The sequence below is a fragment of the Coleofasciculus sp. genome (genome assembly GCF_046539235.1).
Classification (GTDB): domain Bacteria; phylum Cyanobacteriota; class Cyanobacteriia; order Cyanobacteriales; family Coleofasciculaceae; genus Coleofasciculus.
In genome coordinates this window covers 1-25,478 of record NZ_JBKHHI010000041.1, presented here as the reverse complement: position 1 = coordinate 25,478, position 25,478 = coordinate 1, and the positions used below count along the sequence as shown (strand labels likewise).

The following is a 25,478-nucleotide window of genomic DNA, read 5'->3' as shown; positions in this document are numbered from 1 at the left end:
ATGAACAACAAAACCCGCCCTCCCTACCGATAAATGAACAACAAAACCCGCCCTCCCTACCGATAAATGAACAACAAAACCCGCCCTCCCTACCGATAAATGAACAACAAAACCCGCCCTCTTTCACAAGTAAGCTGATGTGCATTAAAATTGATTATTCCCTGTTTCCCATTCCCTGTTCCCTTTATGTCTACCAAATGTATCCTAGTCATTGACGATGAACCCAATCTTTGCTTAGTGATCCAAGCTTGCCTGGAAACGATTGGCAACTGGCAAGTAATCACGGCTGAATCTGGCAAGAAAGGACTACAGTTAGCCCAAACTGAACAACCTGATGCGATTCTCTTGGATGTGATGATGCCGGATATGGATGGGTTAACTCTATTGAAAGAGTTGCAAAAGTCTCCCAGCACTCAAAAAATTCCCGTGATTTTACTCACGGCAAAAGTGTTTAACAACGACATCACTCAATTTGATCAGTTGGGTATTGCTGGAGTTATTGCTAAACCCTTTGACCCAATGACACTAACTAAGGAGGTAACTAAAGTTTTGGACTGGTCATAATGTAAGTATGTGGACACAACAAAAGTTAACGGTAGAGATCGTCATTTGTCATTTGTCATTTGTCATTCATAAAGGTTTGAGGACTACTCACCCTTAGAAAAAGCCGGCTGATTCATAAAGGCGTCGGAGAACAGCCATAATCCGATCGCCATAATTCAAGTCAGCCGACCAACGTCCGCTCAACTGCTGGATTAGGGGAGCAATCCCACGAGTGACAAAGCGAAACCGAGGACTAACTACTTCTTGTACCAAGGGTTCTAAACTGGCGTAGGCTTTTAATTGTTGAATATGGGCGCGAACCCCTAATCTGGCGCTGGGGAATGTCGCCCCCTCCGGATCACCCCCCACTGATCCTAAGCCACCAAAGTTATTTTGACTAGGTTTCAAGTCACCACCAAAACGGAGGAAATTCGTTTCCACCATGGCTTGAGAAAAGGCAATATCATAATTTACCCCTTCAATGGCGGCTTCTTCGCGGTAAAGCTTGGGTAAGTCGGGAAACTGAGCCAGGGCGTCTTCATTATTGGCTTTGAGAAACATCATTAACTGTACTTCTGACGTATTCCCATGTGCCATAATTCGGTCAAGTTGACCCGGACAAATTTGTAAAATTGAGCGCAAAATGACCGTGCGCGTCGCTGCATCCCAACCGACAGAGACATCATAGTCTCGCAATTCAATCGCTTTCACGTAAACCACTCCCCGATACTGGAGGCGGCGAATTCCTGGGACTGTGCTTAAATCGATACCCAAGCGATCGGCTAAGTCAATCGGAATATAGGCATTGTTATTAACAATAATGCCCTGCTCTCCATAAGTTTGATTATTAATCTTGATATTAATAGGTGGATAGGTAACATCCGTTCCATTTCCTCCCGGTTCCGTTCCCGAAACCGCCCGACTCAACGCCGCTAGTCCATCCGCAATCCCTAACGCCATTTCGCGGCGGCGATTTTGAATAATAAAGCGATCCTCTGGATTGGTGAGATAGCCAACCTCCATCAGCAGCGAAGGAAGAATCGTATCGCGGGTAAACGCCAGAAAACCCATCCCTGTCGCCGTATCCGTCTTCGCGCCTCGGTTTGGCAATTGGGGAAGACGCCGCAGCAGGGCGAGGAGGATCAGTTCTGCATGATTTTTGCGTTCGGCGTTATTGGCGATGTAGTAAACCGCCGTCCCTCGGACACTGGGATTCGGGGAAGAACCCGCATGAATTTCCAGCGCCACATCGCCGGGACGATAACGAGCATTAATCCATTGAATTGATTCGGCTGAACTCAAATCATCCGGGACAGAGAGAACCTCAAAGCCACGCGATCGCAACTCTGGGACAATCTGATCCCGCAGCAGAATCATCTGTTGAGCTTCCGTTGTACCGCCTGCGATCGCACCTAAATCGCGCCCCCCTTGTTCAATTCCTCCGTGTCCGGCAGAAATAAAGATTCGTCCCATTAGTTACTTGTCCTCAGCACTGATCATTCGCACTCACTGCCACTAATCCAGAATAAGGATTTCGGTGTCTTTCGGCTAGTGCATGAGCGTATAAGTTTTTGTTCACCTCCATCCAGAGAAAGAAATGGTGTAGAAATCTAGCCCACCCTCTCTGGGAGCCAGAGATAGTGTTACCATCAATAGTTAAATGTGGTTTTCATCTCTGGAGCGGCTATGGCTAAACGCAAAAAGCACAATCTCCAATGGATCAAGGAAACCCTAGAGCTACAAGAAGACCACAACTGGACATCCAAGCCAGGACATCGGATCTTCGTAGCAGGGCGAGGAGCATTGCGCTTTGATGTTCCCGAAGATTGGCATTTTGAACCAGATACTAAGTCGTTTCGGTTTCTGGACAACAAGCCACCCAACGATGATTGTCGCTTAGAAGCGTCCTATAATCTACTGCCCCCAGGCGACTGGGCTGAATTTCCCCTGGTTTCTTTATTAAAGCGAGTCGTTCGAGATGATGAGCGCAATATAACTGAGCATGGGGAAATTGTTGAACTCAAGCGCCAAACCGCCCGCATTGTCTGGACTCAATTCAAATTTATTGACCCCCAGGAAAACCGCGACGCCTATTCCCGCATCTGTATTGGCTTAGGTTCTGGAGTTCAATGCTTAATTACATTTGACTACTGGGTAGACGATGCAGAGCGTTTGAACCCCGTATGGGATACGGTGATGGACTCCTTAGTGCTGGGGTTATTTATCCGCGATCCCAGAACCGGATTCGCCTTCCCGGATTAGTCCCTGCTTTTGAGTCTTTCAGATCTCCGACTTCTTGAAGAAGTCGGAGATCTTACCCAAATTAAAACCCAACAAAAAGATTACCATTCGATCCGAAAGCTAAGTCTTGGGGAAAAATCAAGGGCGGAACCGCTGAGCTGAAGGGTTCAATGAATGCGCCCGATCGCCCGTCATACTGAAGCACTTGCCCAGGCGGAGTCCCCTCACTGAAAAGGCTGACAACGTAGAGATCGTTGTTTTCCGGACCAAAGGTCAAACCGACCGGTCCTTGTAAGCCTCCGCTTCCTGAGTCAACGAACGTATCGATAAAAGCCCCCGTTTGGGCATCAAATTGCAGCACTGAATTCGTATTGAAGCTGCCAACGAAGAGGCTAGCCGCGATCGCTTGATTGACCAAAGAAAGGGTAACGCCTGCTGCTGCCGTGCTGGCAAGTGCTAGCTTTAGGGGTAGAGAACCTGGTTGCATAGGAATTTTCTGGAGAATTGATGTGCAGGACTTTTTATTTTCCATGAAGACGAACCATTCGATTTGCAGATGGCGTAAGCTGTTCGGCATTTAAACCTTAATGTCAATAATAACGAAATCACGTTCAGTTAAAGCTCATATAAAAACTCGTGACATCCTCCTACACCGTAATCTTGATTCGGTGTAGGCTTCCCAGCCTCACGACTTAGCTTTCCTGCTTGTTCCCTTACGTGTCCGTATAATTTATAAGTTATGATTAATGACGTTTTCTATCACCTCGCCCTTGTTCAATTTCATCTCTAAGTTCCTTAAGTTCTTTCAGATTCAACTTCTTGGTATAACAATTATGGTTATCTCCCAACACCATCTTGCTATAACTCTGTAAACTCTCAATCCAGGGAAACTCAGTCATGCGGAAACGCCACGACACTCCCGGAAGCGGAGGTAAGTTTAACGCCTCTCGCACCACGAAACGACCAATCGTAAATGCACTGGTATTGGGGTCCCAGGTATCACCTTGGAGGTCGAGATCCCAGGTTCCAATCAAGTGAAAAACCTTGCGCGAACTCTTCAATTTAATAATCCATTGCACACTAAACCGATGAGTCCGAAAAATCTGGTCTTCCTGGGCTAACGATAGCTCCAAGATGGACGTATCCCTATCAGAAAATGAATTGGCATCCAGAGCTAATCGAATCGCCGCCAAGTTGTCAAGGGTAATCAATAGATTGTGACGGGGATTGTGTTGATTCAGTAGATACCAGGTTCCTACAGCACCGGGCGCGTCTCGTTCGACGGACAAAAGCACGATGGATTCATCAGCCGAATAGGTGCGCTCAAGAACCAGAAACGTTGGTTGGAAAGTTTCTGGTTTCTGAAAGATGCGGCGAATCCACCGAGTCAGCCATCGAAACCATTGTCGTAAACTCTGTTGCTTCACTGGTGTCGCGTTCTTAGGGGGGATATGTTAAAACTTCTCATCGACAATGGCTTGATCCGAAGTGCTTGATCCGAAGTGCTAGTTTCATGATGGAGATAGGGACAGGATTTACGCACAGTCTTCTATATGTATGGTTTGCTGCATAAAGCCGAAACCATTAACTATCAAGGCTTTGAGTGGCATTGATAGTTGCTCTTGTTCAAGTAAAAAAGGTCAAACCCTTTCATCTCCTTGCACCACTATCAGGGAAAATATACCATTGCTCCCCCTGCTCCCTCTGCTCCCCCTGCTCCCCCTGCTCCCCCTGCTCCCCCATCTCCCCCATCGTTCCCATTCCCTGACACTTTATCCCTAAATCCAGAAATTCTGAGATGAACTAACCCCAACTCGTAGGAGATTGGGGTTTCAATTTCCCCTTCCTCTCAACTTGGGCTCTTCGTCTTTTCATCTGCCCTAGTTGCTTCATCCCTCCACAATTCTTACGAATTTTCGGGTCAGAAGTAGAGCTAGAACATCCAAGACTAACGGAGCTAGTTCCTAACTCCGGTTGCTTATTTGTCGCAACATTATACATTAGCAATACGCTGCCTTTATCCCTTTCAATCTCAAATCCGCACTTGTCACAAACATGGTATCGGTTTGATAAGTCCGCCCACTCTTTATGGACTGTATGGCATTGAGGACAGCGCTGTGATGGCTTCAGCTTTCGGGTGTCTAGGGTTAACATCAAGCCTCCCTTTCCTTTTATCTTATAGGTCAGCAATTTGTTCAGATTGCCAAACCCTACTGATAAAATGGATTTGTTTAGTCCGGCTTTTTGCTTCTTCCCCTTACCCCCTTTTTTCGCCTTCTTTGTCATCGCCTTGGTGTTCAACTTTTCAGTTACGCCGATGTCATAACGACTTGCTAAATCTGACGTTACCTTATGCTGCCAGTCTTTTCGTTGATTTGCAGCTTTCCGTTGAAGCTTTGATACTTTCCGGCGATACTTTTTCCATCGGTTAGATGCCTTAACCCGCTTTTGCAGATTGGGAGCGCGTTTTCTCCTTAACTTCTTGGAAGCTTTCTTGATCTTGGGTTCCAGGACTTGGGTAAACCGAGGGTTGATTATCTCCTCAAATTCGGAGCCGTTATAGGTGGTGATTGCTGTCTCGGTTCCCAAATCGAAGGCTACCACTGACTCGTAACTTAAGTCAGATTGCGATCCGAATTTTGGTGGCGCGTCTTCTACCTCAACCGTAATTGAGGCAAACCACTGATTCAATCTCGGCTTATAGACAATGGTAAGTGTTGTCGGCTTTCCCCACTGCTTGGCTTTCCCCCGTATCCGTAAGGTGATTCCCAGGTCTTTGAGAGTGACGCGCCCATGTTCCCCATTGCTCTCCACCTTCCAGCCTGATTTCTTAGGTGAAGATGGATACATCCAACGGTCGTAATTGCGAATAGACTTTAATTTTGGGGACTTCCTTACCCCCTGAAAAAAGGCTTTATAGGCTAAGTCAACCCGTTTGACTGTTGCCTGAAGACTTAAGGAGTTGAGAGAAGCATAGTCTTCCCAGAATTTCTTGAACTCCGGTAGGCAATTCTGCTGCTCAAAATAGGTAACTGAGCGATGGTTCGCTTTCCATTCATAACGACGGTGAGCGATACAAGCGTTGTACAGGTAGGCATGAAGACGACGTGCTGTAAACAGCTTTTTAGACTGCTGTTTGCTTGGATACAATCGAAATGTGTGCCGCCTTACTACCAAATTTGACTTACCTCGTTACTTTTTGGCTCATAATTAGCCTACAATTTATAGGCTCTCCAAAGCAATAAATCGGATCGAGTGACGCCAGCTTACTCGCTATCCATCCCACCCTTTAAGACTTTGCTGGCGAATGTTACTGGCATAGCGTCAAATCCCATAAAATCGTTAGTAGCTACTCTAACGTATTTCGGTCATTCTAGGGCAGAATGTTAAATTCGCCAGCAGTATCCTTTAAGAGGGTGGGGAATTCCGCGAGATCTGTTAAAGTGAATTTTGAACTGACAATTTTTCCCAATCATCAGGTCAGTGTATGAACTCGTTAGTTGGTAAAACCCTACAGGGTGGCAAATACACTCTAGAGCAAGAACTAGGACGAGGGGGCTTTGGCATCACCTATAAAGCCACCCATCACTATTTAGGTCAAGTGGTGGTGATTAAAACCCTAGACGAGTCCATGCATCGTAACCCGGACTGCTCTCGGTTTCAGCGCCTATTCCAGGATGAAGCACGACGGCTCGCCTTGTGTACCCATGCCAATATTGTCCGAGTCAGTGACTTCTTTGTGGAAGCCGGGTGGCCCTACATGGTCATGGACTATGTAGACGGTCAGACCTTACAAGAGATTTTACATCCCGGAAAACCCTTCAGTGAAGCCACTGCCATTCATTACATCCGCCAAATTGGTGACGCCTTAACTGTAGTCCATCAAAAAGGTTTACTCCACCGAGATATTAAACCTGCCAACATCATCCGACGCGAAGGCACACACGAAGTTGTCCTCATCGACTTTGGCATTGCCCGGGAATTTAGCCTGAATACAACTCAAACCCACACTAACATGCTGTCTGAGGGCTATGCCCCTTTAGAACAGTATTTAATCAAAGAAAAACGCACCCCAGCCTCGGATGTTTACGGTTTAGCCGCCACTCTCTATACCCTATTAACTGCCCAAATCCCCACACCTGCCGTTATCCGGGAGCGTCAACCTATGCCCGCTCCCCGTGACCTCCAACCCCAACTCAGCGCGGCTGTGAATCAAGCAGTCATGCGGGGGATGGCAATTGAGGCACGTTATCGCCCTTCATCGGTAGCAGAATGGCTATCCCTGTTGCCGGATGTATCCTTTGAACCCAACCAGGAATTCGTCTCCCATCCTATATCGACCACCAATGGCGCCACAATTGCTTTAACACCACCAAAGGCAAGTTCCCGTCAGCGAGAGTCCCAGCCAACTCAATATACGCCTTGGCATCGACGCTTAGGTGTTTCTCCCGTTTTACTAGGAGTGGGGGCTGTCATTGCCACAGGTTTAGTCGGATTAGGAACGATTTGGTATCAGTCTCAAAATCTGTCAACCCCACCCGCGGCTGAACCCTCATCCCCAGAGGAACCCCTGAATCCTGATCCCGAACTTAATCATAGTGAGGAAACGACTGAACCCAGCCAGGACAACAATGCCCCTTCCTCAGAGCAGGAACAGAAACCCTCTCGCCGCTCTTTTCCAGGATTCCCCAAAAAATCAAGAGATTCAGTTGAACCCTCTCCCTCACCCACTACTGAAGATCCCTCATCCACTCCTACAGAATCACCCTCCTCTGAGGAAAAATCGTCAACTTCAGCCCCTAAACCTTCACCTAATTCATCCCCAACATCCCCCGCTCAATCTCAACCGCCAGAACCACCAGCCCCTTCTCCAGAGGTTCCCCAATCGGCTGAGCCTTCTGAATCAGTGAGCGAACCCCCGTCTGAATCTGTTGACGAACCCCTAGAAAACATGAAAAAAGCGCCTGCTCCCCCAGAAGATCCCCTACCAAAGAAACCCGAAATTACTGAGGAGAATGAGGAATGACAAATAACTTAGTTTGCTTCTTTTCGGGAGTGAGTATGACAAATGACAAATGACAACCAATACGGTTTAGCCCTACATACCACCAGTCCTCAACTCGGATTAGCTATCAGTAATTTTCAGAACGATAATCGTGCGGCTACCTGGGATTTGGGACGAGATTTATCGACTCACTTACATCAGCAATTGAGTGAGTTTTTGCTCCCAAACGCTTGGTCAGATGTGGCATTTATTGCCGTCGCCAAAGGTCCCGGCAGTTTTACAGGCACTCGTATTGGTGTGGTAACAGCTCGAACGTTGGCACAGCAACTGGATATTCCTTTATTTGCCATTTCCACCCTAGCCGCCGTTGCTTGGTCACTCATGCTTCAAGAGAAAGAGGATTCGGAAACCTCACACAAAAGAGCGATCGCGCTACAAATGCCGGCTCGACGGGGGCAGTTGTATACCGCAATCTATCAGCTATCTTCAGACGGTTCCAGCTTGACGCCACTTATACCCGATGCCGTGATGACACCCAATATCTGGCAACACGTCCTAGACAATCAAAACCTCCCCTATCAACTCATTGAGGTATCCGTTAATTTAGGAACTTGTGTCACCAGTGTATTAGACTTGGCTTATGTGGATTGGCAGCAAGGAAAGCGTCCTCACTGGTCTGAGGCGTTACCGTTTTACGGACAGCATCCGGTGACTGGAACAAAAAACGATTAACTGTGAATTCGAGGTTCTGGGTAAAGCGTGCTAAGTAACTGACTTTCTACCGTCGCCAGTTCTGCTAACCTCTGGCTGACAACCTCCCGCTCAAAATAGGTGTCCGCTAGCACCCAGTAAACCCCGTAGTGTCGGGCTTCGGATGTCATCAAACCTTGATAAAACGCGGCGAGTTCCGGGTCAGGGCAGTGAGTTGCCAGTAATCCCAGCCGTTCGTGAGAGCGAGCCTCAATTAAAGCCGCAACCAATAAAGAATCCAATAGCCGATCCGGTTCATGGCGGCGAATCTGAGCTTTTAGCTTAGCACCATAAGGTGACGGGGATAGGGACGCTAGGGGAATACCCCGTCGTTCCAGCCATTGATTGACCTGTTCAAAGTGATCCAATTCCTCACGCGCGATCGCAGTTAGCTGACGAACCAGTTGCGTACTCGATGGGTAGCGAAAGATTAAATTCAGGGCGACACCTGCCGCTTTGCGTTCGCATTGGGAATGGTCGAGTAGAATGAGATCAAGGTGAGCTAGGGCTTGTTCAACCCAAGTCCAGCTCGTGGGTTGTTGGAGGGCATGAATCATTACCCAGGGAGAATCTAACACAGGTTTTGGTGACATCGAACTGTCTTGTGAATCACAATAGGGGAAAGATGATTAGGATAGAGACTGGTATTCGAGGAAACTGGTATTTATCCATGGCGTGCTGGATGCTAAGCGGAAAAGGTGTCAACAACCCACCGTTAAATCGGAGTACCGATTATAACGGGGGCTTCTAAGATAGCCCGAGTTGACCCGACTCAGGCAGGAATGCCTACGTTAGTGGCAAGTGTTTAAGTTCTTACCTACGGATGCGTAGCTAGTCTGTAGCTCTAAAACTCAAAAGTTAAACAGCCATCTGGGAGGCAGTGCTTTTGAGAAAGTACCGACCACTAACATTGTCTAAGCTAACATTACCGGAGTAATCCGAGTGGGTTTTGTAGGTTTCCCATCAAAAAACCTGCACTGTATTTCAGTTGAAAAACCAACCAGTTATGGATATATTGCCTAGACCACTTGTATCGAGGGGAGTCGAGATCTGCCCCCGTTTCCTCCCACCAAGCTGAGTACAGCTATGGTGGAGACCTCCGAGAAGACAGATGAATTTTCTCGCTCAACCCGGAAGATAGATGTTAGCACTTGTTTTAACTAATAGATAATAGAATATCCTGACCCTGAGAATCTTGCCTACCCCTGGTAAACATACCTCGGCACACAATAGTCCAGCTTTTGGTAACCAAACTGGTGCAAGTAAACGTTTATGGGTGCTACTTATTATTTGACGACACGGATTTGGATCAATAAACAATGACTCACCGCCGGATTGTTATCGGTGACGTGCATGGGCACTACGATACCCTAATGACCTTATTGGATGCGATCGCTCCTAGTAAAGACGATCAGGTCTATTTTTTGGGAGACTTAATTGATAGGGGTTCCCAAAGCTCTCAAGTTGTTGAATTTGTCAAGCAAAGCCCTTATCCTTGCTTGCTAGGCAATCATGAGCAAATGCTATTAGAAATCCTGGGTCAGGGAGAAATCTATGGTCCAGCCCTGCAAGCATGGCTCTATAGTGGTGGTCACAGTACCATCAATAGTTATGGTGAGAATGGTGTCCGCCAAGACCATATCGAGTGGATGCGTACCTTACCCACCCATATCGATTTGGGAGATACATGGTTAGTCCATGCTGGAGTTCATCCCCGTTTACCCCTGGAAAAGCAAACGACAGAACAATTCTGTTGGATTAGAGATGAATTTCATAGCATTCAAGAGCCTTATTTTACCGATAAGTTAATTATCATTGGTCATACGATTACCTTTACCTTGCCAGGAGTACAACCGGGACGAATTGCCCAAGGTAGAGGATGGTTGGATATTGACACGGGCGCGTATCACCCGAAAAGTGGTTGGCTCACAGGATTAGACCTGACCAACTCACGGGTTTATCAAGCCAATGTTTTTAAACAACGGGTTCGCCAAATGCCACTTGAGGAGGCGGTGACAAGGGTAGAGCCTTCACAACTCTTACCACGTCGTTCTGTACTCCGTTCCTAGTGGAATATGGGGAAGCAATGTAGAGACGTGCCATGGCACGTCTGGGAAGCTGGGAACCCAAAGAACGAGGGATGGATGTTGCTACCAGAGATAATCCTATTGCAGGGGGCGAATTTTGGCTTTATAGGCACTTTCATCCAAACCATCACCGACATTAGCTTCAGCCGGATCGATCGCCTGCTTCAAGGCATTAATGCGATCGCCAACACCTGGATGAGTGCTGAGGAAAGAGGGGACAGAACCGCTTTTCTGCTGGAGTTTTTCCATGAAATTTACCATGGCTGACGGTGCGTAGCCTGCTTTTTTGAGGATGTCTAACCCAACTCGATCCGCCTCAAATTCATCTTCACGACTATTGGGTAACCGCAGCGCTAAGTCTACGCCAATATTGACTAAGGTATTGCGATCTAGACCGGCGGCAACGGCTACTCCCCTAGCGATCGCTGTCTGGCGCATTTGTTGAATCATGTGTTCTTCTTCGATATGCCCGATTTCATGGGCAATCACACTAGCCAATTGAGCCTCATTGTCCGCCGCTTCAATCAAACCCGTGTTGAGATAAATAAAACCCCCCGTAGTCGCGAAGGCATTAATGCTGTCATCCTTAACTACCTGAAACCTATAGGGAATATTAGAGCGTTGAGTTTCTTTTGCCAATCGCTGACCAATCTGATCAATGTAGCGGTTGACACTGGAATTGCGATAGAGTTGGATCTGGTTTCTCACCAACTTCTGATTGATCTGTTCTCCGATCTCAACTTCCTGGCGATCAGAAATATTGGAAAGTTGGATAATCTGGACGCCTCGGAAAATCAGATCCACCCAGGGAATTGCTTGACTCACCTGAGGTGTACCCACGATCAGGCTAAACGCCAAGATCGCTGACAAAAATGGATATAATAAACGACGACGGTGACGATGAGACCAGAAGGAGAAAGGATTAGCCATGGTACATAAAATTAAAATAGCTACAGTTGAGGCACTCAAACAATAGACGCTACTTACAGGGTATAAGTTGCCATTTTACGTCTGGCAATTTTGGTTATCCTGACATCCCAGAGGATAAGCTGAATTGTAGGTACTCGATCGCTTGCCAAACCAACTATACCGATGATCACGAACCTGTTGATATGTGCGATCGCCCAGCCATTTCATTCCAGGCATTGCCCGATAGGCTGAGACGAACACCTCGCCCATGGGCAACAGACGCCCAATTTCCTCAGCCGCCTCACTCCCTTGCCACCGACGTTCCGGGGATGCCCCATCGATGAGAATCATGCCCATTTCGCCGTCTTGGGGGGTAATGCCAAATGTTTCACAGGTGGCTTCATCCTGCATGGGAATGTAATCAAACTGCTGCCCTTGATCCAGATTTTCCAGAAGCTGCACTAACGTGACACAAAGATTGCAGTTGCCGTCGTAAATAACGTGATATTGCATCAAAGGGGTTAATCGCACTCCTTATGAGTTATCTTTATTTACTATACCTAATTTCATCTATTCCTATAGGAGGATAAAAAAAATAAGTCATCGTGTTAATTTCCGGATATCTATATATTGTATTTGATTAAATCATGTACCCTAAGGGGATACTATTAAATTTAAGGAATTTACTTAGAAGAAAGTCGGTCAATCAGCACAACTATTCTAAATCTAAATAAATCACAGTATCAGTATCAGTGTAAAAAAAATCACTAATCTAGTTTTGTTTATGTCTTTTGATAGATTCACAAAAAGCTTTTTTTCTGTAACCTGAAAGTAGATTGCGAGAGTTGAACTCTCAAAGATAAAGAAAAAGAAACACGGAGACTATTCTATGAATCTGATCAAAATAGACAAATTTTACCCCAACTATAAAGAACAGATTTTCGGTGGCGATGACATTAAAGGATATGATGTCTACTCTGATCGAGAAGAGAAAATCGGTGAAGTTCATGATGCTCTTCTGGATGAAAATGGTCGTTTCCGGTATCTAGTCATTGATACAGGCTTCTGGATCTTTGGTAAAAAGGTCTTGTTACCTGTAGGTTATGCCCGGATGGACTATGACCGTCATCGGGTTTATGTAATCGGTATGACCAAAGCGCAAGCCGAAAGCTTACCGGAATATCATGACAACATGACCATTGACTACGACTACGAAGAACGAGTCAGGAACGTCTACCGACCAATGGCGGCTAATCGCTCGGCAGGAGCAACATCGGCTCAGGCGACAACCTATAATCGCGACACCTACAGCTATGATCATGAGCCTGAACTCTACGCCACTACTGAGCAGGATCATAAAAATCTCAAGCTGTATGAAGAGAAACTAATTGCCAACAAAGACCGTTACAAGAGCGGTGAAGTTGCCGTGGGTAAGCATGTGGAATCTGAAACAGCTCAGGTATCAGTTCCTGTAGAAAAAGAACGGGTTGTAATTGAACGAAATACTCCCTCTGAAGCCCGCGAAGTTCAACCGGGTAATGTTGACTTCCAGGAAGGTGAAGTGGCTCGTATGGAAGTTCATGAAGAAGCAGCGAATATCGAGAAGAAAGCCTTTGTCCGGGAAGAAGTTGGTGTCAAGAAAGAAGTTGAGCGTGACACCGTAGATGCCAAAGAAACGGTTCGCCGCGAAGAATTAGAAGTCGATGTAGATGGCAATCCTGTTGTCAAGGGTCGTCGGTAGAATTCTGAAAACTATTGAATTTCACCGATTGAACTAATAAATTGGTGGATACGGGGGTGGGCATTGCCCACCCTACGTTTAGTAAGTTGGAGAAGTAAGCTATGATCCAAGAAGAACCTAAAAGCAGTTATACAAAGGGTAAAATAAAACAACTATTAGATCAATTTAGAGAAAAATTCACGTTCTTTACTATCGTGAATCAAAAAGGTAAAGTCCTAGGACGGGTTGAGGATTTCTGTGTAGAAAAAAATCATCAGCTTTATATGGTGATGTCTGCCCAATGGGCAAACGCTGAATCCCCCTGGTTTCTCCTCAGTCGCCAGCACATTCAGACAATTGACCCAGACAATAGAATTGTAATTGTTGACCTATCACCAGCAGAACTTGAATACTTGCCTGTATATCAAAAAAAGGAAACCAGAACAGCAAAGCCTTCCGAGGACTTACATCACTCGTCAGTAACCTCTACAAGTGCTGTTAATTCGGAAAAAGCTATGGATGCTGAAGAGATAGTGAATAGTGATCTAGAACAGTCTGATCAGACATCAGAGATAGTCGAAGAAGACATGATTCGCTTGCTAGAAGAAAAGTTAGTCGTTAACCGCAGTAAGCAGAAAGTCGGTGAAGTTGTCGTTCGCAAAGAAATTGAAACCCGTGTGGTAGAAGTTCCTGTACGGCGGGAAAAATTAATCGTTGAACAAGTTGGTGAAGAACCGAAACAACTGGCAGAAATTGATTTAGGGAAGGGAAAAGTTACAGGTGTACCCGATAGTGTAGAGACGAGTTCACCGAAAAATCCTACAGTCAAAGGTGAATTTGTTTCGCCTAAAGCAGCCAGCGATCTTTTAGCCGCGATCGCGCTGCAAGATAATCACGGCTGTGTTAACGTGCGTGTAGAGCTAGTGGTGGACAATCCAGAGCTTCAGGAAACATACCAACAGATGTTTGATCGCTGTCGTGGAAGTAAATAGGGAACAGGGAACCGGGAACAGGTAAGCAGGGGAAGAAACAAATTAAATTAGAGCTTATCCGAGCCGTATTGATATCGCTGTGATATTCTTCAATAAATAACGTTTTCCTTGCGATACTATTGTGCCGCGATTTCCGAATTTCTATGTCGGCATCTAATGAAGCAATTTGCATCTTTTCCCCTCAACCTTATAGCCTTATAGCCTTTTGCCCTCTGTCTTCTGCCCTCTGCCTTTTTGTACTAGATGACCAACTAGACCAAAATGATCAGACGGAAAAACGTGGGGACAATCAGGGGAAATAGGTGCTAATCCCAGGCGTTCAATGGATTCTGGCTGCCAACCTGGGGAAGCAGAACGGAGTAAGATGCGGTCAAAGCGGACTTTTTTATGTTTCTGTTTTTGCTGTAATCTCATTACATTAATATCCGTATCTTCAGTATAGCCCGGTTCATCACCTCTGAGAACTGCCCACATATCTTGATAGCGACAGTCGATATTACGGTTCTCATCTTGCCAAGATGAACAAAAATTAAAGTCTCCCATGAGTACAGCATGATCGGCGTGTTCTAATAGGGGAAAGATATCAGCAAGCTGAATGGCGCGGATGGGTGCGAATTTCTTTTTGCTTTCTAAATGAACCGTAGCAATATTAAAATTTTGTCCATTAAGCTGTAATTTAGCACAGAGAAATTTACGGCTCATTTGACTGATCAGGTCACAGAAAAATAACCGATGGATGGGAAGCTTAGACAGCAAGAGAACGCCATAAGGATTTACTGTTGCTCCTGTGGTGTCGGAACTATAGTAATTCTTTCTAACCCAGTCTTGCTCTAAAATTAGTTTGAGAGAGGTTGGCGTAACCTCTTGCAACGCGATCGCATCAGCATCACAGTATTGAATAAGCTTCAGTATAGCTTCGTGGCGTTGTTGACGATGATAGTCGGAAAACCAGATATTATAGGTGACCAGTGTTAGTTCACTGATATTTGTGTCACTGACAAGATCGGTTGATTGAATCCAAGTTTGTTTTTCGGGATTAAACCTCTTGGGCTTGAGTTCTTGTAGGTCTGGAGGAATATGAGGCTTGGTCATAAACTGTTTTCTAGTTAATTACTATTAGTCTAAGATTAAGGATTTCCTTTCGTCAATAAACAGAGATTGCTGCTAATAACCGTGAAAAAATCCGCCCTGTTTGAACTATAAATGAGCAACGATAATCTCTTTTTCCCTATTTCTGCCAGTCTTGGTGTCTTCGGTTACAATGGTTTCGGTAAATCTATAGGAGAATAGTTGTTCAAAACACGACCAGACAAATATCTGTCTGTTGATAACGCTTGCTTTATGAAACCCCGAATCATCGTTTGTGGCTTGGGTCGCACTGGCTATCAAATTTTCTCACTATTAAAGCAACAGGGCGCCTCTGTGGTCGGAATTAGCGATCGCCTGGTTCCTGGTAACTGTCAGGATCTGATTATCGGCGATTTTCGCGCAGCCGCCACCCTACTCGCCGCGGGAATTCAGGAGGCGCAAACCCTAGTCATCACCTCTAGCGATGATGCCTTGAATCTGGCTATTCTCACCCAAGCCCGAGTCCTCAATCCCCGGATTCGGATTATTAGTCGGCTATTTAACAACAGCTTAGGCGATCGCTTGGATCAGATCCTGCCCAACCATGTTAGCCTCAGTGTTGCCGCATTAGCCGCCCCTGTGTTTGCCTTTGCCGCGATGGGGAATCAAGCGATTGGGCAACTGCGATTATTCAATCAAACTTGGCCCATTCACGAAGAATACATCCATGAGTCTCATCCCTGGAACGGGCGTCGGTTAAATGAGTTGTGGGAAGATCGATCGCGGATGTTGATTTACTATCGACCCGTAAAAGGGCAGGTGAGTTTGGTGTCAGCCGTTGTGCAAGGGCGAAAATTACAACCTGGCGATCGCATAATTGTTGGCACTCAACCCAATGTCCGCAGCCGTCGGGCTTCTTGGTTACGCCGACTGTTTAAAGTCCTCACCAACCTGCGACAGTTTCGGCATCATGGTCAACCCATTCTCGCTGGCACTTTCGCCCTACTCCTAACCATTTTCATCGCCACAGTCACTTATATTAGCGTTCAGTTGAATACCTCAATTGTTGACGCCCTCTATTTTTCCGTGGGTATGATTACTGGGGCTGGCGGTAAAGAAGAAGTGGCAGAATTAGCACCTGACAGCATCAAGATTTTTACCGCGGTGATGATGTTAGTTGGGGCGGGTGTGATTGGGATTTGTTACGCCCTACTCAACGATTTTATTTTAGGTACTCATTTTAATCAATTTTTAGATGCTGCCCGTGTTCCCAGTCGCCATCATTATATTGTTTGTGGCTTGGGGGGTATTGGTGTCCAGATCATTAATCAACTGCATAGTCATGGCTATGAAGTGGTTGTCATTGAACCCGATACCCACAATCGATTTCTCGGTGTTGCCCGTTCCTTGGGAGTCCCTGTGATTATCGGTGATGCTAGTTTGGCGACCCATTTAAAAGCGGCGAATATCCATACAGCGGAAGCCTTATTAGCTGTAACCAGTAGCGATATGACCAATGTCGAGATTAGTTTAAGTGCCAAAGCCTTAACGCCCAATTTACCCATCGTAGTGCGAAATCATGACCCCCAATTTGCCCGAGGGGTGCAGCAAGTTTTTAATTTTGAGGTGGTACTTAGTCCCACCGAATTAGCCACACCTGCCTTTGCTGCAGCCGCCTTAGGCGGGCGTATTTTAGGAAATGGTATGACTGGGGATACCCTGTGGGTAGCGTTGGCAACAACGATTACTCTCAATCATCCGTTCTGTGGACGGCGGGTGAAAGATTTAACCCTAGATATTGAGTTTGTTCCTCTATATATTGAAACCCGAAATCAAAAGCTTCACGGTCGAGATTTATTGGAAACAGCATTAGCGGCAGGTGATGTTTTATACTTGACCATGCCAGCGTCACAATTAGAACAGTTGTGGCGAGTTAACCCCTCTCAGTTGTTGGCGAGTTGAATCTGGGGAAGGTGGAATTTTGACCCTTCACTGTGGAAAGAGGGTATGGCGCTTGTGTAGGGGCGGGTTTTACTATTATCGTTTCTTATCTCACCACAGATGTGACTAAACCCGCCCCAGCCGATGTGTAGAGGCGGGTTTATGGATTTTTCTATAAGCTATTGATCAAGCAGAAAAGCCTCCTGAATCTAAGGCTAAAGCCCTTACTACGAACTTACGAACTCAATCTCATGCATCCATTTAGATGTGCCACGCCACTCCACAAGCCCCATAGCGTCAGCGTACTAATTCTTTAGATAGAGAGATAAATAAATCAAAATCCTATTTTAGGAAGAGGAAAATTCTCTCAGAGTTGTTTAATATTGGTCGTAACGTCGAAATTAAGAATGTAATTATGCCATCAGAAGAACAAACATTTAAAGGTAAACAAACTACAACTGCTGCGGGAGCTAGAACAACGGGACTTGAGGCTAAAGATCCCCAAGCGGATGAGCAAGCGTCCAAGAAAGACCCGGAAACCATCGCGGAAGCAGAAGGTGAAAACAAGCGTGTAGAAGGTGATCCGAATCAAGGGACTGAATCTCGCTAGTATTCTCCCGGTTTGGCTGGATTTAGAAACAGTCTAAACTAATAAAACTGGTAGAGACGTAGCGTGCTACGTCTCTATAATACTGGGGCTTTTTAAACAGCTAAAATTGTGGATTAGATTTAGCTATTTTATGGGCGCACGTCAGTGCGCCCCTACAATGTTAATCCCTGACATTAGGTGTGCCACAGCCACTACGGAACCGGACAATCCCCTAGGGGTTCAACAGGCAGTTGGGGGATCGAAATGATGCCATTATTTGCCCTTGTATCAGCTTTGAATGTACTGTCAGCATCGGTGTAATTGAGTGAAAAGCCATTCTCACTGGTATTATTCCTTAACTCTAAACAGATAGTCGATTCCGGCTCAAGATTAGTTAGTGATCCAGTTTGTACTAAAAAACCATTGGCATTGTCAACAGCACCAGAATTTCCTCTAAATGTATTGAATCGGACACCTGCAAAAATTTCTGACTGATCCTCCGCTAATATAAACGCGCCAAAACGAGCATTATCTATTATTGTATTGCTTTCCAGTAGTAACTGGAGCGTTGAGTTATTGAGTACATCTATAAAAATGCCATCGGGTTGGGGAAAATTTAGGTCAACACCCTGAAAGCCATTACCGTTAACTAGATTTTCAGTGATTTCTAGTCTCAATGTGGCAGCTTCTTGAATGCTAACACCGATACCATGATCACCATTATTGAAGATCTCGTTATTGTCAATCGTGACTCCTAAACTGGAGTCCCCGATCATCAAACCAGCAATCCCTAGCGTTTCATTATCAGAAATCAGGTTATTTTGGATCAGGAATTCTCCTTCAGCAGCTGCCGTAGATTGTACAGCAATTCCCCACCTCTGATTTCTAGCGACGGTATTTTCGTCAATCGTTACAATTCCACGAGAATCATCCAAAAACGTGAAAATAATCCCATCCAACTGGTTGTTCAAAATACTATTGTTTGTAATATCAAATATCCCCTGGGAATTATTCCTGAGAAATAGGTTAATTCCATTAAACTGATTTTCTGACAGCGTATTATCTACAATCGTAATTGTTTCATCGGAATCGGCAAATAATCCAATGAAAATCCCGTCTTCTTGATTGACCCTAAGATTATTATTTGTAATAGTGACTATTCCATCGGAATTATCTGCTAGTATCATAGCAATTCCATCAAATTGGTTGTCTGAAATTTCATTGTTGATAATTGTGACGCTTGAATTGGAATTGTTGACTAGCTCAGAGATAATTCCGCTACTGCCATTGTTCAAGATTTTATTATCATTAATGTTAAAGTCAACATTGTCAGCATTGGCGAATCTGAAACCAATGCCATCTAGTTGATTGCCCACAATTCGGTTTTCCGAAATCGTTACTGTACTGTCCTCAGTATTAAACATAATAATAACCATCCCATCGCCTGTCGTATTGACAATCTGATTCCTGACCAGGTTTAGATCAACTGAACCCGCTGTATTGCCAATAAAAAATCCGCCATTACCCAAACCACCTGTCGTATCAATACTATTATCGGTAACAGTGACATTTCCCGTAGCTTCAAGTAGCACTATACCCGCTTGAGTGGAATTCGCGATCGCGTTCTCCCGAATCGTGACTGTATCAATGTTTCTCCCCTCAATTCCAAAGGTACCTGCATCAGGGATATAAAACCCCGATAAAGTGGTTCTATTACCCATCGTTACCGAAGCCGCCGCACCTGGATTAATCGTGGGGAGTACCCCTGCATCTGATAGCGGTAATTGCACAATTCCTCGTTCTATCGTATCCAGTTGCTGAATTGGACCCGTAGATAACACCTGCACTCGATCAGGAATTGTAAACGGCGGAATCCCTGGATTGGTTCCGGGTTGTACATAAACAATATCATTGCCATCAGATACCGTTTTATCTAACCCATTCTCAACTCTACCAAACGGATTTTCAAACGTACCATCTCCCCCCATTTCGCCCAAAACAACATGCTGAAATATATAAGGTTCACCTGTTTCCGGATTCGTCGCTGACACCTCTTGGAAATCATCTTGATGATCAATCACAATCGCATTAGTTCGCTGCACCGATTCTGCTACTCGTGCCAAAACTCGATCATCTTCCTCCGTTAACCCCTGAGGGCGACTTCCGGGAAATGTCGCTCCCACTGTAAACACTAAATTTGTGCCAAACAAATCATCATTTTGTAGGGACAACCCCAGATTAAAATTATCGGAAGGACGCGCTTCCAATCTTACTCGCCATCCCCATATCTCTGAAGTCCCTTCCGCATCATACCAATACAATCCCCCATAGCCGCGCAGATCCCCATCTGTGCCAATTTGAGCAAGTTTTGCGCCAACTTCTGCATCCCAACCTCCCATGGCGGCTTCTTTGTTTTGCCCCTGTTCTAAAATCAAGAAATTGCGGCGAAAGAAAATATCTCGAACTCCAGCATCACCAACTCCTTGGCGCGTATCGCCAATAGGTAAATAACCATTCACCCGAAAATCCCAAACAGTTCCTAAACTTTCTATGCCTAACCCCAATTGATTAAAGGTATTGTGACCTGTATGGCGGTTATCATAACTCATATAACCGCCCCAAATTCGATGGGAATGGACACTATAGGTACGATATCCCAGGATCAGATTACCCCCCAAATTGGCATCATCGTTATCCAGGAAGAATCGCCCTTCCAGAAACGTCAGATTTTTACCTGGAGTTTGTAAAAGGGGAACAAATCCCTCTAGGCGGGTGAATCCATCAAATCCACCACCAGAACTCCTATGTCCAATTCCTAAACGTGGTGTAATTCTTAAGTTATCAGCCGTTTCGGATGCCGCCTCTGTCTGCGCTAGCATTGGTGGGCTAGAGATAGAGAGGAGGAGTACACTGATTAATCCCAGTTTTGTGTTTTTCATTAGTCTGAAGGCAGAATTGAGGAGAGATGTTCCGGTGGAACCTTTCTCAATTCTGGTGAATGTCTGTAAATTTTATATTTATACATTTGTGACCTATGTCACTACCTAACCTTATCACAGATCACGATTTGCCTTTTAGAAAAATCACCAACTATCTTTTAGGGCGATCACAAAATTGATCTAGAAAATCCTTCATAATTATGACAACAAAAATGAACATTTAATATTTGTGAAGTCAATGAACGTTACTCTGCCTCAGACAAATATCGAAGACTTAGTGACTAAGGTTTTAATGAATCGCTGCATTACCCCCTCCGATCAGCAATTTTTAAAATGTGCTTTACTGTATAAAGATAGCTTAAAGGAACATGAACGAATTCTGATTGAACGAGTTTTTTATGGGATACGACATGGATTGCTGCAAATCCTTTAATCCACATCGGTTTAGCGATTGTTTGGGATAGATAAATTCCAGAAAGTTGGGCTGGGCGTGTTCCCACCGATAAAACCTTGTCCTCGAACGAAGTGAAGGAGCCGGAAGCGTAATCCGTAAAATTGCCGCAAAGGAAGCCGACACCGACGTTGTGGGTAAGGTGTAGGAGGATATCACGAGTGTATTCTACCATTGGGCATGATAGTTCCGGCTAAGGAGGCGTCACTTAAGTCCGCTCCGATTAAATTAGCGCCAATTAAGTTAGCCCCATTCAGATTGGCATGACTCAAGTTAGCATCCGTTAAATAAGCCAAAAGCAAACCGGCTCGCTGGAGATTCGACTCAGCTAAGTTGGCATATTCTAAGTTCGCCTCTAGCAAATTAGCCCCTGACAAATTAGCTTTATATAAATTGGCTCGGTTCAGGTTGGCTTTGCTGAGTTGGGCGCTCTGGAAATTGGCTTTTTCGAGGAGCAATCCACTGAGATTGGCGAGACTGAGATTCGCATTTTGTAAGTGGGTGCCAGTCAGATTAGCCCCCGTAAGATTCGCGTGACTCAGATTCGCACAACTCAAGTCAGCCCTTGACAAATTAGCATGACTCAGATTAGCGCCCTTGAGATCCGCATCACTCAAGTCAGCCCCGGTTAAATTAGCATCTCGCAAATCTGCCCGATGTAAATAGGCTCGAATTAAGCAAGCGCCTTTCAGGTTTGCTCCCCTTAAATCTGCTTCGCTGAGAATGGCTCGATTTAAGATGACTCCCTTCAAATCGGCGGCTTTGAGACTAGCGCGACTTAAGCTGGCTCCCGTACAGTTTGCCTTTGCCAGTTTGGCTCGTTTCATTCTGGCATCGATCAGACTTGTGCCAATTAAGGTAGCATGTCGTAGATCCGCATCGAGTAGAGTAGCGCCCGTGAGAATCGCACCACTCAAATCTGCTTCCCTGAGAATTGCAGCCGTCAGATTGGCTTGGGAAAGCGTGGCTTCAATCAATAGTGCATTCTTGAGATCAGCCTTGCTTAAATCTGCATCTTTAAGCTGAGCGCCAATCAGTTTAGCTTTGGCTAAATTAGCTCGCTGCAAATGGGCAGCACTCAAATTAATGCGAGTCAGGTTGGCTTCAGTTAAATCGGCTCTGATCAAATTAACTCCGGGGAAATTGCGTTCTCCAGTTTCGTGCAAGTTCAGAATTTTTGCCTTAGTTAAACATTGACTTGATTTCATAAAATATGCTTGATTTTTGGGATTTTTGTTAGCTATAGGCTATCTGTTTTGGGATTGACAAAATGTTTTGAATTGGGATTTATATTTTCCATAGCTGAAATCGTAAATAAATCCCAAAGAGGATAAGATTCCCCTGAAAAAGGGGGATAATCAAAAACAGTAAATTTGTCCTCTATAGGGTCGGAGTTTAACGTGAATTAAATCCATCTCCCTATAAAAATATTAGATACTGAGTGCCATGATTACTGAACGAGTTCGATAGACTAATCGTTATTAACGATTATCTTTATCTTCAAATCAATGACCATAAATAAGTTGGTGGCAACTCTGTTGGTATCACCTCCAAAAGTTGGCATAATGAAAGCCCAAAAAATAGGTTGAATTTATCGCCATTCACGGTTTTAGTTCTGACCAATTCCTGAGTCTAGGGCGGGATAAATAAGTAATCAGCGAATACCTTGTTTATACCCTGTTCCTGGGTAAAACTGGAGTTTTTTCCAAGGGAAAAACTACGGTTTTCACAGTAAAAATGGTTGAAGCGAGATAAAGCTAATCAATATCCCAATCCTGAATGCAGGAGATAACTGCTCACCGATATTGGTTATTCCAACCGCTACAAAAAGTCTTTTCCTGACGATAAATTTTCATGCCAACCAGGTCTGGGCATTAAGCTAGAAAAATCGCTGCTCGTTAATGCCCTAGTGAATTGTACTGCTGCGCCCGAGTCTTGAGAAGGCGTCATACCGTTGGAGTTGAATTGCGTTAGTTTGTTGTTGTAACCGATCACCCAATTGTCAGTCACGATAAAGGGCTTCCTTCGATAGCCATCGGTCTCCCGATTAGAGATCCCCTCAGACTATACGTCGCCGACAGGCTGACTTTGATTGGCTGAAAGGATGGCAAGAAGCCCCGTCGATAAAACTCATGTTTTAAAGATAATCCCTGGGTGTCAGATCCGGCAAGGTATGATTCATGGCAAAATGGGGCGAAGATGCCCATTCCGCTCAAAAATCATCCCCAAGACGTTCTCATTGCTGTCATTGGGGAGTTGAAATAACAATTTTTGATTCACGAGTATGTATGGTAAACTATTGTGATACAGGTTTTACAAAAAAGCAACGTTTTCCTCTATATGATTCCCTAGGGGCAAACGTGCCGGATGTCTACCGCACACCATACCGATGATAACCACTGCCTCATCCGACCCAAAGCTCTTTGGCTATTGGGCTTATCTAGCTATTCAAAAACATTTCCAGAGAACCGTTCAGTATGAAACTGATGTTCTCAAGGATAAAGATCCCGAAGCGCTACACCAAATGCGCGTAGGGATGCGACGGCTACGGACAGTGGTGAACGGTTTTGCCCCAGCCCTGGTATTACCCAAAGCTGCTCGTGAGAAAAAGATTGCTAAAGTGGCGCGACGGCTGGGACAACTGCGGGATTTGGACATCATGCAAGATGCGCTGCAAAATCAGTATCTGCCCACTTTGCCCAACTCTGAGCAAAAAATAGGCAAAAAAGTATTAGCAACGTTGGAAAAGCGACGTCACCAGGTCTTAGTTCAAGTTCAGAAAACTCTCAACGACAAACCCTATCAGGAAATGAAACTGGCATTTCAAGATTGGTTGCAGACGCCGACTTACGGAACTTTTGCCGAATTTCCAATTGATCAGATTTTGCCGGATTTACTGTTACCGTTTGTGAGTCAGTTTTTCCTCCACCCCGCGTGGCTTATAGGTGTACAATTTTCAGACGGACAGAAGCAGGTGGCTCAGGATCTGAGTTTAGAGGATGTGGTTGAACTGTTCAGGGTTCAGGGTTCAGTGTTGCACAGTTTGCGCAAACAAGCCAAACGAGTGCGTTATCAGATGGAATTATTTACTGACTTTTATGAGACGCCTTATCAGGATTATGTGAAAGAAATTAAATCGATTCAGCGTATTTTGGGACAGATTCAAGACAGTTTCGTCTTGGCAGAATTTCTGTCGGATTGTCTGCACTCAGAAATTAAGAAGAAACTCCCAACCCTGGTAGAGCAGTTGAGTGGCGATCGTTATCAATTATGGCAGGAATGGCGATCGCTCCAGGAACGATATCTCCATCCCCAAACCCGCAAGGATTTGCGTTTAATTGTTGTACACCCAGTAGAGAGCGGGACTCACACCTCATCGGTTAATATCCAAGAGGCACAACATGCCAATTTGAGTACTTAACATTAAATATTGAGATGATTTAATCTGTTGATTACCGAGCCTTTACCTTGATTGCTTACAGTAGAGCTGCCCTGCTATACCAGCTTGTAAAAATCTGGCTGGAGAGAGTTGCAGCCCATGATTCCAACTTCCAGAGCCGTTTTGGACGTAAACCCGACTCAATCTCTTGGTCAAGCCGAACTTCAAGATTCACGTCGATTGCATTTTTATGCTAAAGGCGACAAAATTCCCATAATTTCTCAAGGAGTTTGGCAGGTTTGCCAAGGTTTAGTTCAGCTCAGTACGCTTTGCCAGAATGGGGAAGAAGTGTGGCTAGGTTGGGCAGAGCCTTCAATGTTTTTTGGTCGTTGGTTTTCTCTGCTGAGTGCTTACCAAGCGACGGCATTGTCTGACATACATCTGATTTGGTTTTCTCTAGAGGAGATCAATGCTTCACCGCGATTGGCTCAGATGATATTACCGCAAATCGTCCACCGGATACGCCAAACTGAGGCACTCCTAGCGATCGCGGGTCAGCGTCGAGTTGAAGATCGTTTACAACACTTGTTGCGGTTGATACAACAGGAAATGGGTCAACCTGTACCCGAAGGGACTCGTTTGAAGATGCGCCTGACGCACCAAAACCTTGCCAATGCGATCGGTACGACTCGTGTCACCGTCACCCGACTCCTGAACAAGTTGAAAAATCAGGGCAAGATTAGCTTTGACAGCGATCGCCACATTATTATTAAACCAGATAGCTTTAAAAATGTTGCTGAGTGGTAAGACTTTAGTTTTGAGTTGAATTAGGTTTGGAGTAGGGGCTTGGTCACCAAGCCCCTA

General features: G+C 45.2%; 23 protein-coding genes. 13 read left to right on the top strand and 10 right to left on the bottom strand.

The genetic code is table 11. The features are described from left to right. Nucleotides 1-215 (top strand): hypothetical protein (locus ACLFWI_RS06010; RefSeq protein WP_446412172.1); only part of this gene is annotated, 215 nt, incomplete at its 5' end. Beyond that, the gene (locus ACLFWI_RS06005; protein WP_446412171.1) at nt 187-564 is read left to right on the top strand and encodes a response regulator; all 378 of its coding nucleotides are present in this window, start codon (nt 187-189) and stop codon (nt 562-564) included. The genes ACLFWI_RS06010 and ACLFWI_RS06005, both read left to right, overlap by 29 nt. 93 nt (nt 565-657) lie before the next feature. Here the strand turns inward: ACLFWI_RS06005 and tftA are convergent, their stop codons facing one another. After that, the gene (gene tftA / locus ACLFWI_RS06000) at nt 658-2,016 is read right to left on the bottom strand and encodes a hormogonium tapered terminus morphoprotein TftA (protein ID WP_446412170.1); all 1,359 of its coding nucleotides are present in this window, start codon (nt 2,014-2,016) and stop codon (nt 658-660) included. A gap of 213 nt (nt 2,017-2,229) precedes the next feature. Between tftA and ACLFWI_RS05995 the strand changes: the two genes are divergently transcribed. Beyond that, entirely contained in the window at nt 2,230-2,805 is a 576-nt protein-coding gene (locus ACLFWI_RS05995; RefSeq protein ID WP_446406932.1) for a hypothetical protein, read from the top strand. 61 nt (nt 2,806-2,866) lie between these two features. Here the strand turns inward: ACLFWI_RS05995 and ACLFWI_RS05990 are convergent, their stop codons facing one another. The 3 genes from ACLFWI_RS05990 to ACLFWI_RS05980 form a co-directional block, all read right to left on the bottom strand. Beyond that, nucleotides 2,867-3,361, bottom strand: coding sequence for a hypothetical protein (locus tag ACLFWI_RS05990; protein ID WP_446406933.1), 495 nt, complete (start codon nt 3,359-3,361; stop codon nt 2,867-2,869). Between the two features lie 166 nt (nt 3,362-3,527). Beyond that, the gene (locus tag ACLFWI_RS05985; RefSeq protein ID WP_446406934.1) at nt 3,528-4,211 is read right to left on the bottom strand and encodes a hypothetical protein; all 684 of its coding nucleotides are present in this window, start codon (nt 4,209-4,211) and stop codon (nt 3,528-3,530) included. 376 nt (nt 4,212-4,587) lie between these two features. After that, the gene (locus ACLFWI_RS05980; RefSeq protein WP_446406935.1) at nt 4,588-5,961 is read right to left on the bottom strand and encodes an RNA-guided endonuclease InsQ/TnpB family protein; all 1,374 of its coding nucleotides are present in this window, start codon (nt 5,959-5,961) and stop codon (nt 4,588-4,590) included. 310 nt (nt 5,962-6,271) lie between these two features. Between ACLFWI_RS05980 and ACLFWI_RS05975 the strand changes: the two genes are divergently transcribed. Further along, the gene (locus ACLFWI_RS05975; RefSeq protein WP_446406936.1) at nt 6,272-7,810 is read left to right on the top strand and encodes a serine/threonine protein kinase; all 1,539 of its coding nucleotides are present in this window, start codon (nt 6,272-6,274) and stop codon (nt 7,808-7,810) included. Nucleotides 7,811-7,852: 42 nt separating this feature from the next. Beyond that, nucleotides 7,853-8,521: a tRNA (adenosine(37)-N6)-threonylcarbamoyltransferase complex dimerization subunit type 1 TsaB gene (gene tsaB / locus ACLFWI_RS05970; RefSeq protein WP_446406937.1), complete on the top strand. Its 669-nt coding sequence runs from the start codon at nt 7,853-7,855 to the stop codon at nt 8,519-8,521. Here tsaB and miaE read toward each other — a convergent pair. After that, a complete protein-coding gene (gene miaE / locus ACLFWI_RS05965) occupies nt 8,518-9,132 on the bottom strand; it encodes a tRNA isopentenyl-2-thiomethyl-A-37 hydroxylase MiaE (RefSeq protein ID WP_446406938.1) in 615 nt (204 codons plus the stop codon). The two genes, tsaB and miaE, sit on opposite strands and share 4 nt — an antisense overlap. 726 nt (nt 9,133-9,858) lie before the next feature. Between miaE and ACLFWI_RS05960 the strand changes: the two genes are divergently transcribed. Further along, a complete protein-coding gene (locus ACLFWI_RS05960) occupies nt 9,859-10,608 on the top strand; it encodes a metallophosphoesterase family protein (protein WP_446406939.1) in 750 nt (249 codons plus the stop codon). Between the two features lie 96 nt (nt 10,609-10,704). Here ACLFWI_RS05960 and ACLFWI_RS05955 read toward each other — a convergent pair whose 3' ends face one another. Beyond that, a complete protein-coding gene (locus tag ACLFWI_RS05955; protein ID WP_446412169.1) occupies nt 10,705-11,556 on the bottom strand; it encodes a M48 family metallopeptidase in 852 nt (283 codons plus the stop codon). Nucleotides 11,557-11,631: 75 nt separating this feature from the next. After that, nucleotides 11,632-12,048 (bottom strand): thiol-disulfide oxidoreductase DCC family protein, encoded by a 417-nt coding sequence (locus ACLFWI_RS05950; RefSeq protein ID WP_446406941.1) that lies wholly within the window; start codon nt 12,046-12,048, stop codon nt 11,632-11,634. Between the two features lie 376 nt (nt 12,049-12,424). Between ACLFWI_RS05950 and ACLFWI_RS05945 the strand changes: the two genes are divergently transcribed. Together ACLFWI_RS05945 and ACLFWI_RS05940 are read left to right on the top strand one after the other, a co-directional pair. Continuing rightward, nucleotides 12,425-13,276: a DUF2382 domain-containing protein gene (locus ACLFWI_RS05945; protein WP_446412168.1), complete on the top strand. Its 852-nt coding sequence runs from the start codon at nt 12,425-12,427 to the stop codon at nt 13,274-13,276. 101 nt (nt 13,277-13,377) lie between these two features. Next, nucleotides 13,378-14,247: a DUF2382 domain-containing protein gene (locus ACLFWI_RS05940; protein ID WP_446412167.1), complete on the top strand. Its 870-nt coding sequence runs from the start codon at nt 13,378-13,380 to the stop codon at nt 14,245-14,247. A gap of 195 nt (nt 14,248-14,442) precedes the next feature. Here the strand turns inward: ACLFWI_RS05940 and ACLFWI_RS05935 are convergent, their stop codons facing one another. Continuing rightward, complete coding sequence (locus ACLFWI_RS05935) at nt 14,443-15,339, bottom strand: endonuclease/exonuclease/phosphatase family protein (RefSeq protein ID WP_446412166.1); 897 nt, start codon at nt 15,337-15,339, stop codon at nt 14,443-14,445. Between the two features lie 249 nt (nt 15,340-15,588). Here ACLFWI_RS05935 and ACLFWI_RS05930 point away from each other — a divergent pair, with 249 nt between their 5' ends. Together ACLFWI_RS05930 and ACLFWI_RS05925 are read left to right on the top strand one after the other, a co-directional pair. Next, on the top strand, nt 15,589-17,277 hold the full coding sequence (locus ACLFWI_RS05930; protein WP_446412165.1) for a potassium channel family protein: 1,689 nt from the start codon (nt 15,589-15,591) through the stop codon (nt 17,275-17,277). 394 nt (nt 17,278-17,671) lie between these two features. After that, complete coding sequence (locus ACLFWI_RS05925) at nt 17,672-17,866, top strand: hypothetical protein (RefSeq protein ID WP_446412164.1); 195 nt, start codon at nt 17,672-17,674, stop codon at nt 17,864-17,866. Between the two features lie 191 nt (nt 17,867-18,057). Here the strand turns inward: ACLFWI_RS05925 and ACLFWI_RS05920 are convergent, their stop codons facing one another. Then, complete coding sequence (locus ACLFWI_RS05920) at nt 18,058-20,784, bottom strand: right-handed parallel beta-helix repeat-containing protein (protein ID WP_446412163.1); 2,727 nt, start codon at nt 20,782-20,784, stop codon at nt 18,058-18,060. A gap of 238 nt (nt 20,785-21,022) precedes the next feature. On the opposite strand from ACLFWI_RS05920, the gene ACLFWI_RS05915 reads away from it, so the two are divergent. Beyond that, complete coding sequence (locus tag ACLFWI_RS05915; RefSeq protein WP_446406948.1) at nt 21,023-21,217, top strand: hypothetical protein; 195 nt, start codon at nt 21,023-21,025, stop codon at nt 21,215-21,217. Between the two features lie 173 nt (nt 21,218-21,390). On the opposite strand, the gene ACLFWI_RS05910 is transcribed toward ACLFWI_RS05915, so the two are convergent. Further along, nucleotides 21,391-22,443, bottom strand: a complete 1,053-nt coding sequence (locus tag ACLFWI_RS05910) for a pentapeptide repeat-containing protein (protein WP_446412162.1) — start codon at nt 22,441-22,443, stop codon at nt 21,391-21,393. 1,181 nt (nt 22,444-23,624) lie between these two features. Here ACLFWI_RS05910 and ACLFWI_RS05905 point away from each other — a divergent pair. Together ACLFWI_RS05905 and ACLFWI_RS05900 are read left to right on the top strand one after the other, a co-directional pair. Next, complete coding sequence (locus tag ACLFWI_RS05905) at nt 23,625-24,656, top strand: CHAD domain-containing protein (RefSeq protein WP_446412161.1); 1,032 nt, start codon at nt 23,625-23,627, stop codon at nt 24,654-24,656. A 117-nt stretch (nt 24,657-24,773) separates the two neighbouring features. Next, nucleotides 24,774-25,421, top strand: a complete 648-nt coding sequence (locus ACLFWI_RS05900; protein ID WP_446412160.1) for a Crp/Fnr family transcriptional regulator — start codon at nt 24,774-24,776, stop codon at nt 25,419-25,421. The last annotated feature ends 57 nt before the right edge of the window (nt 25,422-25,478 follow it).

What these genes read in the sequence shown, in the direction of transcription:
- ACLFWI_RS06005 (WP_446412171.1), top strand. Translation starts at nt 187, where the DNA reads ATGTCTACCAAATGTATCCTAGTCATTGACGATGAACCCAATCTTTGC.
- tftA (WP_446412170.1), bottom strand. Translation starts at nt 2,016, where the DNA reads ATGGGACGAATCTTTATTTCTGCCGGACACGGAGGAATTGAACAAGGG.
- ACLFWI_RS05995 (WP_446406932.1), top strand. Translation starts at nt 2,230, where the DNA reads ATGGCTAAACGCAAAAAGCACAATCTCCAATGGATCAAGGAAACCCTA.
- ACLFWI_RS05990 (WP_446406933.1), bottom strand. Translation starts at nt 3,361, where the DNA reads ATGCCGAACAGCTTACGCCATCTGCAAATCGAATGGTTCGTCTTCATG.
- ACLFWI_RS05975 (WP_446406936.1), top strand. Translation starts at nt 6,272, where the DNA reads ATGAACTCGTTAGTTGGTAAAACCCTACAGGGTGGCAAATACACTCTA.
- tsaB (WP_446406937.1), top strand. Translation starts at nt 7,853, where the DNA reads ATGACAAATGACAACCAATACGGTTTAGCCCTACATACCACCAGTCCT.
- miaE (WP_446406938.1), bottom strand. Translation starts at nt 9,132, where the DNA reads ATGTCACCAAAACCTGTGTTAGATTCTCCCTGGGTAATGATTCATGCC.
- ACLFWI_RS05960 (WP_446406939.1), top strand. Translation starts at nt 9,859, where the DNA reads ATGACTCACCGCCGGATTGTTATCGGTGACGTGCATGGGCACTACGAT.
- ACLFWI_RS05955 (WP_446412169.1), bottom strand. Translation starts at nt 11,556, where the DNA reads ATGGCTAATCCTTTCTCCTTCTGGTCTCATCGTCACCGTCGTCGTTTA.
- ACLFWI_RS05950 (WP_446406941.1), bottom strand. Translation starts at nt 12,048, where the DNA reads ATGCAATATCACGTTATTTACGACGGCAACTGCAATCTTTGTGTCACG.
- ACLFWI_RS05945 (WP_446412168.1), top strand. Translation starts at nt 12,425, where the DNA reads ATGAATCTGATCAAAATAGACAAATTTTACCCCAACTATAAAGAACAG.
- ACLFWI_RS05940 (WP_446412167.1), top strand. Translation starts at nt 13,378, where the DNA reads ATGATCCAAGAAGAACCTAAAAGCAGTTATACAAAGGGTAAAATAAAA.
- ACLFWI_RS05935 (WP_446412166.1), bottom strand. Translation starts at nt 15,339, where the DNA reads ATGACCAAGCCTCATATTCCTCCAGACCTACAAGAACTCAAGCCCAAG.
- ACLFWI_RS05930 (WP_446412165.1), top strand. Translation starts at nt 15,589, where the DNA reads ATGAAACCCCGAATCATCGTTTGTGGCTTGGGTCGCACTGGCTATCAA.
- ACLFWI_RS05925 (WP_446412164.1), top strand. Translation starts at nt 17,672, where the DNA reads ATGCCATCAGAAGAACAAACATTTAAAGGTAAACAAACTACAACTGCT.
- ACLFWI_RS05920 (WP_446412163.1), bottom strand. Translation starts at nt 20,784, where the DNA reads ATGAAAAACACAAAACTGGGATTAATCAGTGTACTCCTCCTCTCTATC.
- ACLFWI_RS05915 (WP_446406948.1), top strand. Translation starts at nt 21,023, where the DNA reads ATGAACGTTACTCTGCCTCAGACAAATATCGAAGACTTAGTGACTAAG.
- ACLFWI_RS05910 (WP_446412162.1), bottom strand. Translation starts at nt 22,443, where the DNA reads ATGAAATCAAGTCAATGTTTAACTAAGGCAAAAATTCTGAACTTGCAC.
- ACLFWI_RS05905 (WP_446412161.1), top strand. Translation starts at nt 23,625, where the DNA reads ATGATAACCACTGCCTCATCCGACCCAAAGCTCTTTGGCTATTGGGCT.
- ACLFWI_RS05900 (WP_446412160.1), top strand. Translation starts at nt 24,774, where the DNA reads ATGATTCCAACTTCCAGAGCCGTTTTGGACGTAAACCCGACTCAATCT.